Source organism: Erythrobacter sp. HA7-11 (assembly GCF_055693605.1).
In genome coordinates, this window is record NZ_JBVFUF010000002.1 from 2,483,712 (window position 1) to 2,496,551 (window position 12,840).

Below are 12,840 nucleotides of genomic sequence, written 5' to 3' on the forward strand. Positions count from 1 at the left end.
CTTGCGAAAGAAAATACGCATCGACCACCCAAAATGCAATTGACGGAAAATACGCCAGATAGAGATAGCTCTGATTCGCGTCTTTATTGGACAGAACAAATAATGAAGCAACCAAAAGGACAGTCCACCCTTTTAATTGAAATGAGTTCGTTGCATTTCTTGCTATTATATCTTGAACAAATTCGAGATGCTTCAGTTTTCCGTCCATAAGCGCTTCTGCTCCATCGAATTGCTATTTGAGCGAATTAAATTCATTGGCCACTTGCGTCAGGTAGCTAGGCGGCAACTCTAAGTCGGCGCTTAGAAGCGGGCCTCAGAATGCTTTCTTTGATTTCATCGCCCAAAGCGCGGCCAAGAAGTGGTGGCACCGCATTCCCAACCTGAATGAACTGCTCAGTCCTACTGCCTTCAAACTCGAACCAATCGGGGAACGACTGGAAGCGGGCGGCCTCGCGCACGGTCAAAGAGCGATCATCATCCGGGTGGATATACGCTCCCCAGTGGATGTCGCATTTTGTAAGGATCGTCGAAGACAACCCATGCCATTCCAAACGCCCGTATCGCTTAGTGTGATCGCAGCGCCGCGCCTTCTGCATGCCTGCTGGTAGGAGCTCTATTGGAATGTCTCGCCAGCTCCCACCCGGCGGGATGTGACGCATCCGTTGTTCATTGACTTTAGCCAAGCGTGGGGCCGCGTGATTTAAAACGCCCGGCGTTCCACGCCGCATCTCAGTTTGGTAGCTAGACCTTGGTTCCGAAGCATAATGAGAGTTGAGCCATGCCTCACCATTCTTCAACCTTGGCAGATCAGAGATCGCATCAAAAACAGTTGTGAGTGGTTCCAACTCAGGGCCATGCGTCACTTCCGGGAAGTTGACGGGCTTGCCTATGCGGTTGCCGATAAAGACGACACGGCGCCTCTCCTGCGGGACGCCATACTCCTCTGCTTTGAGAACTTTGAATGAAATATCATAGCCGAGTGAATTGAAGCCCTCGGTGATCGCTCGCACCGCTGCACCCTGTCCAGTCGAGAGCAACCCCATGACGTTTTCCATGATCACCCATTCGGGAGCCAGCCCATCAACGAGGCGAAGATATTCCTTGAACAGGAAGCTCCTCTCGTCGTGCATCCCTCGCTGATGATTGTAGACGCTGTAAGCCTGGCACGGTGGCCCTCCGGCTAACACGCTCAACTGACCGGGTTTCAATCGGGCCGCCCTCAAGAAGTCATTCACAGTCAGATTTTGGATCAGTCCTCCGAGAAAGCGCGCTTCCTTGTGCGTCCGAGCGTATGTCGCTCCTGCTGCTTCGTCAAAATCGTTGCCTGCAAGCACATGGAAACCAGCTTGGCTCAACCCCTCGGAAAGGCCACCTGCACCACAGAACAGGTCGATCGCCGTAAGTTCAGTGGTCATTCTGCGCCTCCCGTTGTTCGTGCCATTGGAAGTTCAATTTGGGGACCAGCGTGTTCGTCGAGATACTGAACGATCGCTTGCCGAGCGACCCATGAACAAGAGACCTGGAGCTGGTCAGCGTATCGACGAAGCTCAGCATTCTCTTTGGGAGTCAGATTGACCGAAATTCGTTGGATTTTGTCAGCCATCGTAGCCCCTTTGTTCTCTTTACGTTCCAGCCCAATACCGTCTTCGTGATAGCTTGGCAAGATGGAGCGGAATACAGCAAAGTGCTGCACTTTGCTGCGCTGTCCACATATTCTCGCCCGCTAGCACCCGCCTTGCGGAGCTAGAAGTGCGTTCACTGCGTCCCCGATTTGCTGCACCGCCTCAATCAAATGGCCGTCATGCAGATGAGCATACCGAGCAGTTGTCTGTACATTGGCATGACCGAGCAGACGCCCGATCATCGGCAATGTTTCCTTGTTCATAGCCGCGTGGCTGGCGAAGGTATGGCGTAAATCATGGATGCGAACCTCAGATAGCCCTGTTTCTTCTCTGAGCCTGCGCCAGAAGCCATTCACGCATCGAAGGGGCTTTCGGTAGCCGTAGTTCCAGAACGGATATGGAATCCTCTCGAAGCGCGGGAGCTCGGCGATAACTTCACGGGCTGCCGAGCCAAGCCAAACCGTTCGCGGCCCAGTCTTGCTATCGCGCAAGTGCAGCCGGTTGCCCTTGATGTCGCTCCATTCCAGCGTAAGGATTTCGCTCTTCCGGCAACCTGTCAGCAGCAGAAGCGTGAGGGCTGCACCCGCACACTGCTTGGTGCGATCCTCTGATGCGCGAAGTCTTGCCAGCTCGGAACCCAGACGTGCGAGTTCTTCATTGGTCAAGAAGCGCTCGCACTGGCGCTTGCGGTTGGGCCGGACAGAGCGGCACGGGTTGGTGTTTTCGAGCCGGTAACCCCATTCCTCCGCCTTGTTCAGCATGTGCTTGAGGATTTCGAAGGTCCGGTTCGAAGCTCCCGGACCGGTTCGATTGTTGAGGTCCGCAAACCAGCTCGTGACGTGGCCCTCGTTCAATTCGTCGATGTAGACGCCAATAAAGGCGTCATCGAGATAGCGGCGGCGGTAGCCGGTGTGTGTTTCAAGGGTCGATGCTTTCCAGCGTGGTGCCCAGCGATCCCAGTATTCGGTCACGAAGTCGGCGAAGCTAGGAGCGGAGCGAATGCGCTGGCGTTCCGTCGCCGGATCGCGACCGACCTGCGCGTAAGCGATAACGCGGCGCGCGACCATCTGGGCCTGGTAGCAGGTAAGGACCGATGCAGGCCCGATTGTCACCGTTCGCATACGGCCTGCCATGCGGGTCTGCACGATGTAGACGTTGCGACCACTCGGATAGTGACGAATGCCGAAGCCGTGCTCGACACCGAGCCAGGTCGTGGTGCGCGCCTTGCCTTTGGGAATGAGCTTGAAGTTGACGGTTGCACCGACCTCGGCAAGCGCCTCCTCGACGATCTTCTTTAGACTGGCGGCGGTCATTGCCTTAGGCCAATCGCCTGCGCCAGCGAACCGGAAACTCGCTCGGCAGCTTCGCCGATCACGTCATCGGAAAGGTGAGCATATTTGGAGGTCGTCTCGACCAGCTTGTGGCCTAGCAGCTTGCCGATGGTCGATAGGGGGACGTTGTCCATGATTGCGATTGAAGCGAAGCTGTGGCGCAGATCATGAATACGAACGTCTGGCAGAGCACAACGCCGCCGAAAGCTGTACCACCACGTATCAAAGTTGAGCGGGCGTTTGCCAGTGCGGTTCGGGAACACCAGCTCGCTGTCCTCGCGCCTCTCGATCCCGGCAAGGACCTCTTGCGCCTGTGTGTTGAGCCAGATCACCTTGGGACCAGTTTTACTATCTGGCAGCAGCAGACGGGGCGGCTTCACCCATTCCCAATGCAAGTTCTTGATCTCGCCAACGCGCGCGCCGGTGAACAGAAGCAGGCGAGCAATAGCGACCTCTGCGGGTCTGTCCGCCTCAGCCTCACGCAAAGCCGCTCCGATCCGGCGATACTCGGCTGGCGTCAGATAGCGTTCGACGCGCTGCCGCTTGTAGCGCGGCATCCCTCGGCAGGGGTTCGAACCTGGGCGACGCATCTTGAGCGCTTCGGCATATTTGAACAGCGCGGACAGCACGGGAACGGCGCGGTTGAACTTCATCTCGCTCTCTCCCGCGCATCCATCGCGCCAGCGGTGGATGTCTGATGGGAGGATGTCCGCTACGCGCGTGTCACCAAACGTAGGTTTGATGGTGAGCCTCCATGCGGTCCAATTCCGCTTCGTGGTCGAAGGCTTCCAGACGCGCGAAAGATCGTCCCAATATGTCTCGACAAAATCGGTCATCGTGGGTGTGGCCTTGACCACGGCGCGCTTGGGCAATCCGTCGAGCGCGGCTTCGGCAAGGATGCGGCGAGCCTGCGCCCTCGCCAGGCCCGCCTCAAGCTCGTCGGTTCGGCCAAGGGTGATCCGGCGATGCTTGCCGCGATGGCGCAAGCGAACGAACCAGAAGTAGTTCCCGCTCGGCCTTATGCGCAAGCCGAAGCCCGCAAGCTCGGTGTCCCAGATGCAGTATTCGCGCTCGCGCAGCGGCAGTTTGCGGCGGGCAAAATTGCCATCGAGAAATGCTCTACGAGCTGACCTTCGACGCTTGGGGACCATATGGCATTCGCCCTCATGCAAACTGCCCCCAGAACCCTTGGAAATACTGTCATTTGCGGGGACCGGGCGGCATTCAACGGCGCCCTCTCTGCCGAGCACCTTAAGCGTTTCGCGCACTGATTTTATTGCACTTTTTCCCAAAACACAGCAGTGCTACTGCGTACGGTGTGCCTGTCAAGTTCCAATGTGCGCGGGTGGTGCCGGTCTCATGGGTTGATCGAACTAGGAAAGCATTTGCCCTCTACATAGTCGGAGCGTGAGCAATAGCCTTTAATTGGGGCGCGCGAGAAAACTGGTAGCTGTCAGCTCGACATGTGCCTCCAACGGCGGCCTAATCGCGAAGGCCTTCGGCTCCCGCGCGAAATTCCAAAGTCTGACAAGATGCCAGTCGTCTCGGCGAGCATCCGCCACTGCCAATTCATTCCTCGAGATATGAAAGGGTGTGCGTTCCCAGCCATTGGTCGTCTTCACCTCGATCAATCTCTCGCGCCCATCCGGCTCGAAGCTGGCGACATCATATCCAAAGCCGTCGCCGTCCTGAACTGCCGTCCATCGTACCCTATCGGCTAGGTCATCGCGGCCTGCTTGCCGCAGGTTGTTTTGCTCGTGCTGTAGTACGATCTCCTCTCCCGCCTTGCCTAGTGCACGATTGCGAGCATCACGTTCGGCAACGTCGTACTTCCGTCCAATGGCTGCGATGAACTCTGGATCAATGGGCGGCGGCTCATTTCGCTGCGTCGGCGGCGGCCCGATCCAAAGCGCTGGCATTTCGTTTACACGAGATTGTTTGATTGAGGGTCGTTCGGGAGCAAGCCAGTCGGGCTTGGCATCAAGCCACCGAAGCACCCCGTCGACGAGCGCATTCTGAAAGTTGGCTGCGGGCTTATAGCCATCGATCCAAGGCTGCCCGAGGCCAAGCAGAACTGCACTGATGTTCTGGTGTTTGAACTCGATCGATCCACGGCTGCGCGAGATGAGTTCTTGCAAAGCGCGATTGTGCTCCGCCTTATTGAACATCTTACCGTCAAGCTCGTCCGCCAACATCGCGAAGTAGTCCGCAACGATTAAGTCGATCTCTGTATCGTTCCATACATCAGTCAAAGAGGCACCTCCCGCATGCAATTTTAGGAGCGACATTCGGCAAGTCCATTACAAACCAGCGCAGGTTGGGTGCGGAGGACACAGGGCAAAGACAAAAAATGATCACGATGCCAAAGTCTCGTATCGATACCTCACGAGCACCATGGCGGGAACAAGAGGGGTCGCTGGCCTCACTTGCACCCGCTTCAAGGCCATGTGCGACTCTCTGAGTTGCGCTTCTGAAATTATCCCCGCTACATACTTCAGGCAGGCAATTCGGTACCGCAGAATCTTTCATAACTTTTCACGCGGGGCACTATTACTTTGTGCCAAAGCAATAGTTTATTGATGACTTCGCCTACATAGATGGGCAGGATGACCTCTGCCAACGAAGGGGCAATGGGGAATCATGAGCAGGATTAGAGCAGGGGTCGACCTGTTGCCTAAGGCGGATGAGCGAATGCTCGCCGAACACGCCGCAATGCTGCTTGCAGCGATCATTCATGCCGATGGCACAGTGGACGGCGACGAGGTCGCTCTCGCACGGCTCGCATGCGAAGAATTCGCTATTCCGCTTGAGCTGCTTGATAACGCACTAGGCACTGCCATGAGCGACCCCATGCAAAGCTTCGCCGAGACGCTGTTGCGTGTCGAACATCCGGCGGACCGTGAGCGCCTCGCGTCGATTCTGTTCGAGATCGCATCGGTTGACGAAAAGCTGGACGACCGTGAAGTCCGAATGCTGCGCGCAATGCAGCAGGCTTGGGGAGTCACGGTTTCCTTCCTCAACAAGCCGATCAAATGGGACGAGGACCAGCTGCGCGTGATCGAGGCCGACCGCTCGGCGCGCCTGCTTGTGTCGGCGGGACCCGGCATGGGCAAAACTGCGGTCGCTTGTTCGCGTGTGGCGCACCTTATCGAATACGAGGACGTCGCCGATACCAACGTCTGGCTGGTTAGCTTTACGCGTTCGGCCATCGCTGAACTCAAAGGACGGATCGGTGACTTTGCCGAAGATCCGAGCAACGTCTTTGCGGTCAAGATATCCACGATCGATTCGCAGGCCTGGAAGATCCGCTACGGCTTCTCCCCGGAAGAGGTCGAAAAGCTGTTCGGCGGCTTTGAAACCGGGATCGACGCGGCAGCCGAGCTTATTGACGAGCGTATCGAGGATTTTCGGGACATTTTTGGAGATCTTGAGCACCTTATCGTGGACGAGGCGCAGGACATTACCGGCGACCGTGCGCGCTTTCTGCTCAAGCTGATCGAACTCCTGCCCGCAGACTGCGGAATTACCGTGTTCCACGACCCCGCTCAGGCAATCTACGACTATGCCGCAGGCGAGGAGCTGTTCCGCTTTACAGACGGACTGGCGGCGCTTCTAGGCGATGATTTGCAGCAACGACCGCTGAAGAAGATCTACCGCACCGATGAGGTACCGCTGCTTAAGCTGTACGAAGACCTGCGGCTTGATATCTTAGGCAATGCTGATGTCGACGCGGATTCATTCCAGTCCAAGACCGATCTCGTCAAATCCGCCGCTGTATCGCATGGCAAGGGTTTCGATCATGATGCGCTCGACGGTTACGATGATGCGCTTGTTCTCTTCCGCAAGCGCATGGAAGTAGCGCAGGCTTCGGCGTTCATGGCCAGCGACGGGCATCGTCACCGGCTGCGTATGTCGGGTCTGGGGCGCTTCGCGCTGCCTTGGCTTGCGTTGGTGCTTGGCAAAACAGAGACGCGCGAAATCGAGCGCGCCGAGTTTGCCGAGCGTTGGGCTGAAGCGCGAGACGACTTTCCTGCACTGCTCTTTGGTGAGGACATCGAAGGCAGCTCAGTTGAGGCTCGATGGGACCGCCTGAGGCGCTATGCGGGCTTGCGCAGTGACCGCATCGATCTTTTCAAACTTAGGAGTAGACTCGCCGGTTCTCCGCCCGACGAATTCATGGCACCGGAATTTGGGCATGCCGGTCCTATTCTTGGGACAATCCACGCATCCAAAGGACGTGAGGCGGATCATGTTTTTCTCCAGATCAACAACAATTGGGGCGCAAGACCGGGCTCCGAAGAGAAGGATCTGTCAGAAGAGGCCCGCGTTTTGTTTGTCGGAGCGACCCGGGCCAAGCGCAGCTTGGCTGTGCAGGGTGGTTTTGCGATGAAGTTTGCAAGCACGACCGAGAGCGGCTAGCTGCTACCGCAAGATGCCAAAATACAAGAACGGATATCAGTTCCAGCTGGGTCTGCAGGGTGACTTCGATGCCTATTCGCCTCTCAAATTAGCAAGGTCGCTTGATACGGCGACGGCTAGAAGATCTTCCGCTTCGGTGCCGCGCACGCCTGGAGCCGGGAACCTGGGTCTGGCGAGTTGAGACCGAAACAGGCGTTCCGCTTGGAACATTTGGTAAACGGGTGACAAACGATCTCTACGAAATCTCGAAAAAGTACCACGGCTCCGGACGCCGCTTGAACGATCAGATTCGCAACATTTTTCTTATGGGTTTTGGTTCTATGATTGCCGCACCCGGGGACGAACGGCTCAACGGGGCCAAGCATCACGGCGCCAACAGCGGCTTCTGGCTTGTCCCGCAACTATGCGGCTTGCCGCTGGTCTTCGTATGAGCGGGGCGGCTAACGCACGCGCTCATCTTCTGACGCGCTTCAAGACCGATCTGATCGGCCCCGGTGCCGAGGACGAGGTCCTGAACGAGCGGCCTTCAGCCCGTTATCTCACTGCGATCCTCTATCCTCAACAGTCGGAAATCACAGAAGAAGAGGACGAGAGCATTGCCGCAGAGAACGGCGGCGGCGAATCAGAGGACGAGGATCGCGACGCAGTCTCGCTGCTGCGCACTTTCAAGCCTGCCACGTGCGGTCTCTCGTTTTCCGTTGCGCTCACAGAAGATGACGCGCACCTGCTGCTTAATCTCTCCTATGCGCGATATAGCGCCGAGGAGAAAGTTGAGGGAAAAGGCGAGAGCAAGGGACGACCGCGGTTGGAATGGGTGCGGACAGGACACACACTGCCCGACGTTGCGGTTTCACTCGCAGTCGGCAGCGACGATGTCGAGCTTGCCGATGGCCTTCTTATGTACCGCCGAGTGAGGCGAGCCGGGGCGCTGGCGACCGTCACCATCCAGTTCGTCAACGCCTATCGAGAACTGCCGCGCGGCTCCCCGTCCGAAGACGAGCCGAGCTCGATCCGCTGATTATCCAGGGACTGGTCGCTAGCGAAGAAGCTTCGTTTTTTCAGTTCGCAGCGGATTTTCGGTGCTCGGATGGATGTAGTTTCGCACCGCGCCGCACCTCATTTCGCGGCAACGACGAGGATGAACGCGTCGCTGACCTGATCTACCGCGACTGCGCCGAATATGCTGTCGGCCATACCGCCTCGGCGTCTTGGTCGCCTGAAACCGCGCCGGATAAGGTCTCGCTCACATGGATGCCGGAAGCCGTCGTGCAGGGAATGGACGCTTCGGGCGATGCGCTGCTGCGCGACCGGATCGCTGCAACTTCACTCGGTCGGCTGCACGGCCTCGAACTTGCTCTTGCCGAGGATGCGGCTCTGTTCGAAGCGCTCGACGCTCTTGCGCAAGGTTACGACAACTGGATTGACGCGCGCGATACTGAGGTTCCGGAGATGCCCTCTGCGTTGCAGCCGCAAGCGCACAATAACCTTGCGCGCTGTCGGGCAGCGGCAGGAAGGATACGCGAAGGGATCGCTTTCCTGCGCAAGGACGGCAAGGGATTGACGGCTTTTCGTCTCGCCAACCGCGCGATGTATATCCAGGCCGCTTGGGCGGCTAAGCGTCGGCACGCGGCTGCGGACATGGACCCGAACGCGTTCAAATTCGAGTGGCGGCCATTCCAGCTGGCCTTTGCCCTTATGTGCCTGCCCTCGGCCGCCGATCGCGGACATGACGATCGCGACATTTTCGACCTGATCTGGTTCCCGACCGGCGGCGGCAAGACTGAGGCTTATCTTCTGCTTTCAGCCTTTGTCCTGTTCCATCGCCGCTTCATCCACGGCGCGCGAGGAGCCGGGGTCAATATCATCATGCGCTACACACTGCGCACGCTGACGGTGCAGCAGTTCCAGCGCGCAGCTGCCTTAATACTTGCCTGCGAGACCCTACGATTGACCGGCAGCGAAGATTTGGGTGCCAAGCGGTTCTCAATCGGACTGTGGGTAGGCGGCGACAGCACGCCGAACCGCTTCGCCGATGCCGCCGATGCGCTACATGACTACGACGCGAAATCGACGCCGCGGCAACTTACGAAATGTCCTGTCTGCGCCAGCGAACTCGAGTGGAGCAGCGACAAGCCGCGCCGGCGCATCGAATGCCGCTGCCCTTCGGAAAGCTGCCGTTCCGCGCGGCCCGAAGGCGCGGCCCCGGTAATGACCGTCGACGATGATCTCTATGCCGAACCGCCTTCGCTGCTCATCGGCACGGTCGACAAGTTCGCGCAGATCGTGCGCAAGGCGGAAAGCGGCGCGCTGTTCGGAACGAACGGCGCGGTTGAGCCGCCGGATCTGATCATCCAGGACGAGCTGCATCTGATAGGAGGACCGCTAGGTTCGCTGACCGGTCTTTATGAAGCCGCGATCGACCGGCTTTGCAGCACGCCCAAGGGACCGCCGAAGATCGTCGGATCGACAGCTACGATCCGTCGCGCCGACGAACAGGTGCGCGCCGTTTTCAACCGCAGCGCGTTCCAGTTCCCTCCACCCGCGCTCGATTGGTCGAATTCCTGCTTTGCCAAGGTGCGCGACGACGACGGGCGTCACTACGTCGGATTGACAACGGCAGGACGGTCGGAGAAGTTTGCTCTGCAGGCCGCGTCTGCGTCGCTCCTGCAGGCCGAAAGCGACCCCGCGGCGCATGGCAATCCCGACTTCGACGCCTACGCGACTCTGGTCGCTTATTTCAATTCCTTGAAAGTTCTCGGCGGTGCGCTGGTGCTGATGGAAGACGACGTTCGCATTACGATCGACGCGCTGGCATCGCGCAGAGGCGAGAAGGCGCGCGAGCTCGGCAATCCCGAAGAACTGACGAGCCGCAAGGCATCCTCGGAAATTCCTCTCATCCTTGATCGCCTCAATCTCTCACATTCAGATCCTGAAGCGGTCGATGTATTGCTCGCCAGCAACATGCTCAGCGTCGGCGTCGATATTCCGCGCCTCGGGCTCATGCTCGTAAACGGACAACCCAAATACATGGCAGAATATATCCAGGCGACGAGCCGCGTCGGGCGCCGCGAGCCAGGCCTGGTGGTGACCCTCTTCAACAACAACAAGATCCGCGATCGCGCGCATTTCGAGACATTCGCATCGCGCCATGCCGCGCTCTACCGCTCGGTCGAGCCTTCGAGCGTAACGCCGTTTGCGCCTCGCGCGCGGGACAAGGCACTGCACGCTCCGCTTGTCGCCTTGGTCAGACACTTTATCAATGCGACAGGCGCCAGCGCCGCTGTCGCCGACCGTGCACAGGTAATGCGGCTGGTCGAAGAGATCGTCGACCGTGTCCAGGACGTGGATTCAGGCGAGGCGCCGCAAGCGCGGACCGAGCTCACGCGCTTTGTCGATGCCTGGATCGAGGCGGTCGGCGACGACCGAGATCAAGAGCTATTGGGATGACCGCAGGCTGCAGACCAGCTTGCTGATGTCCGCCGAAGAGGCAGCTGCGCGACGCGCGACGGGCAAAGCCGATGCGGCTGCCGTGCCGACGCCCAACAGCGTGCGCAATGTCGAGCCCGGGGTGGATTTCCTCATGAAGGAACGTGTGTGAGCCGCAACAATCATCTGGGTAAGGTAAGGCGGGGGCAGGTTCTCGGATACGGTCCTGGCGCTGTGATCGACTTTCGCGCAGGCGCCAAGGGCGGTGGGCCGGTTTCGGTCATTGCTGCGTCGCTCGACCGTTGGGAGCAGACCGCCAAAATCGCGGGCGGCCTTAACGATCCGCATGTCTTGCGCGAAGCGCGGCTCGAAAAGGTCCTCAACAAAGGTCATTTCCGCCTGCCGCCGGTCGACGATGCCGGACGCGATGCGGCTTTCCCCAACCGATGGCTCAACGGCTATCGGTTTCCGGCGTGGCTGCAGTGCCCGAGCTGCAAATCGCTCAAACTCGCGGGCAAATGGGCAAAGGAGATGGGCGACCCGTCGCGCTGGTGCGCGCGCTGCTCGAGTGAAGAGCGGCGGGTCTTTGCAGTGCCCTCGCGCTTCGTGACGGCCTGCGAAAACGGTCATATCGATGAATTCCCATGGGTCCGCTGGTTGGCCATGCGCGGCGGACAGCCCCTGGCTTGTCTGTCGGACAGCGATGCCGAGGCAGGCGACGAAGGTTTCAAACAGTGCCGCCTGCGGCTCGAGAGCGTGGGCGGCTCGGGCATCGAAGGCTTGCGCGTGAGCTGCTCGGCTCGAAGGTTGTGGCGCTTCCGCCTCAATGGCGGGCGCGTTTTCCTCTAAGGGTCTCGAAGGTCACAAATGCTCAGGCCGCCGCCCATGGCTGACCAACGACCGCGAGACGTGCACCGCATCGCCGCGGACCTTGCAGCGCGGGGCCTCCAATCTCTATTTCCCGGTCACCTATTCTACGCTCAGCATCCCACCGTGGACCGATGCGATTCAGCAGGAGCTCAATGCCTATTGGGGCGCACTGCGCGAATTGAGCCCCGATATGCGAGAGACGATGATCGACAGCCTGTCTGCGACCAACGCGTCGATGCACAATATGTCCGCCGACGAATATGCGGCGGTGATTCGCGAACGACTCAAGCTGGACGAGGAAACGACGCTTGATACGCTGCGCTTTGAAGAGTTCATCCGGCTCGAGCGCGATGCGGAAGGGAGCGACTTTCAGGTCAAGCAGGAACCAGTGCCCGAGGAAGCGCAACCCTTTATCGCAAGGATAGGCCGGGTCGAGCGCCTGCGCGAAGTGCGTGCCCTGACCGGTTTCAAACGCATTTATCAAAACGCATCGATCGATGAACCCGGCCGCGGTACCGGTTCGGCGACTTGTCGCTTGCCCCGCTGCCGTGGCTTCCCGCAATCGAGGTGCGCGGCGAGGGCATCTTCGTCTCGCTCAAGCTCGAAGCGATAGATGCCTGGCTCGCCGACCCTGAGATACACGAGCGCGCCCGCCTCGTCGAAGAGGCTCGCGCTGCGGAATTCGAACGCATTCACGAAGAGGAGAGCGTGGGTGATCCGATCACGCCGGCATTCCTCCTCGTCCACTCGCTCGCCCACGCCGTAATCAAGCGCCTGTCCTTCGAATGCGGTTACGATGTCGCATCGCTTCGCGAGCGCATTTATGTCGGCGAAAACCCGCGCATGGCGGGGTTTCTCATCTACACCTCAACCAGCGATGCCGACGGGACGCTCGGGGGACTGGAGCGCCAAGGGCGGGCCGATCGCTTTATTCCTGTTCTCGCCTCGGCGGTGCGCGACGCATTCTGGTGCTCATCCGACCCCCTGTGCCGGACCGGCGTTTCGAGCCTTTCGGAGAGCATGAACCTTGCGGCTTGCCACAGCTGCCTTTTGCTGCCCGAAACCTGCTGTGAAGAGGGCAACCGTTATCTCGACCGCTCGATGCTCGTCGGCGACGGAGTGGGCGGCGTGAAGGGCTTTTTCGATTCCTTCATCGAAACGGACGGTTGAGC

12 protein-coding genes are annotated in these 12,840 nt (G+C 59.0%); 8 read left to right on the forward strand and 4 right to left on the reverse strand.

Annotated elements, in window-relative coordinates:
* Window positions 1-275: 275 nt before the first annotated feature.
* The 4 genes from ACZ1GU_RS12650 to ACZ1GU_RS12665 form a co-directional block, all read right to left on the reverse strand.
* Entirely contained in the window at window positions 276-1,415 is a 1,140-nt protein-coding gene (locus ACZ1GU_RS12650) for a DNA cytosine methyltransferase (RefSeq protein ID WP_472648334.1), read from the reverse strand.
* A 308-nt stretch (window positions 1,416-1,723) separates the two neighbouring features.
* Window positions 1,724-2,935: a tyrosine-type recombinase/integrase gene (locus ACZ1GU_RS12655; RefSeq protein WP_472648335.1), complete on the reverse strand. Its 1,212-nt coding sequence runs from the start codon at window positions 2,933-2,935 to the stop codon at window positions 1,724-1,726.
* Window positions 2,932-4,104, reverse strand: a complete 1,173-nt coding sequence (locus ACZ1GU_RS12660) for a tyrosine-type recombinase/integrase (protein ID WP_472648336.1) — start codon at window positions 4,102-4,104, stop codon at window positions 2,932-2,934. Before ACZ1GU_RS12660 ends, ACZ1GU_RS12655 begins: the two co-directional genes overlap by 4 nt.
* 270 nt (window positions 4,105-4,374) lie before the next feature.
* Window positions 4,375-5,205: a protein NO VEIN domain-containing protein gene (locus ACZ1GU_RS12665; protein ID WP_472648337.1), complete on the reverse strand. Its 831-nt coding sequence runs from the start codon at window positions 5,203-5,205 to the stop codon at window positions 4,375-4,377.
* Between the two features lie 388 nt (window positions 5,206-5,593).
* Between ACZ1GU_RS12665 and ACZ1GU_RS12670 the strand changes: the two genes are divergently transcribed.
* The 8 genes from ACZ1GU_RS12670 (at window position 5,594) to ACZ1GU_RS12705 (ending at window position 12,838) form a co-directional block, all read left to right on the forward strand.
* Window positions 5,594-7,372 (forward strand): UvrD-helicase domain-containing protein, encoded by a 1,779-nt coding sequence (locus tag ACZ1GU_RS12670; protein WP_472648338.1) that lies wholly within the window; start codon window positions 5,594-5,596, stop codon window positions 7,370-7,372.
* Window positions 7,373-7,593: 221 nt separating this feature from the next.
* Complete coding sequence (locus tag ACZ1GU_RS12675) at window positions 7,594-7,803, forward strand: hypothetical protein (RefSeq protein WP_472648339.1); 210 nt, start codon at window positions 7,594-7,596, stop codon at window positions 7,801-7,803.
* Window positions 7,800-8,390 carry a hypothetical protein gene (locus ACZ1GU_RS12680; protein WP_472648340.1) on the forward strand — a complete coding sequence of 197 codons (591 nt, stop codon included), beginning with the start codon at window positions 7,800-7,802 and terminating at the stop codon, window positions 8,388-8,390. Before ACZ1GU_RS12675 ends, ACZ1GU_RS12680 begins: the two co-directional genes overlap by 4 nt.
* A 233-nt stretch (window positions 8,391-8,623) precedes the next feature.
* The gene (locus tag ACZ1GU_RS12685; RefSeq protein WP_472648341.1) at window positions 8,624-10,819 is read left to right on the forward strand and encodes a helicase-related protein; all 2,196 of its coding nucleotides are present in this window, start codon (window positions 8,624-8,626) and stop codon (window positions 10,817-10,819) included.
* Between the two features lie 25 nt (window positions 10,820-10,844).
* Window positions 10,845-10,970 (forward strand): hypothetical protein, encoded by a 126-nt coding sequence (locus ACZ1GU_RS12690; protein WP_472648342.1) that lies wholly within the window; start codon window positions 10,845-10,847, stop codon window positions 10,968-10,970.
* Entirely contained in the window at window positions 10,967-11,647 is a 681-nt protein-coding gene (locus ACZ1GU_RS12695; RefSeq protein ID WP_472648343.1) for a hypothetical protein, read from the forward strand. Before ACZ1GU_RS12690 ends, ACZ1GU_RS12695 begins: the two co-directional genes overlap by 4 nt.
* Window positions 11,625-12,281 carry a hypothetical protein gene (locus tag ACZ1GU_RS12700; RefSeq protein WP_472648344.1) on the forward strand — a complete coding sequence of 219 codons (657 nt, stop codon included), beginning with the start codon at window positions 11,625-11,627 and terminating at the stop codon, window positions 12,279-12,281. Before ACZ1GU_RS12695 ends, ACZ1GU_RS12700 begins: the two co-directional genes overlap by 23 nt.
* Window positions 12,236-12,838, forward strand: coding sequence for a Zn-binding domain-containing protein (locus ACZ1GU_RS12705; RefSeq protein ID WP_472648345.1), 603 nt, complete (start codon window positions 12,236-12,238; stop codon window positions 12,836-12,838). The genes ACZ1GU_RS12700 and ACZ1GU_RS12705 overlap by 46 nt, the downstream gene beginning before the upstream one ends.
* The last annotated feature ends 2 nt before the right edge of the window (window positions 12,839-12,840 follow it).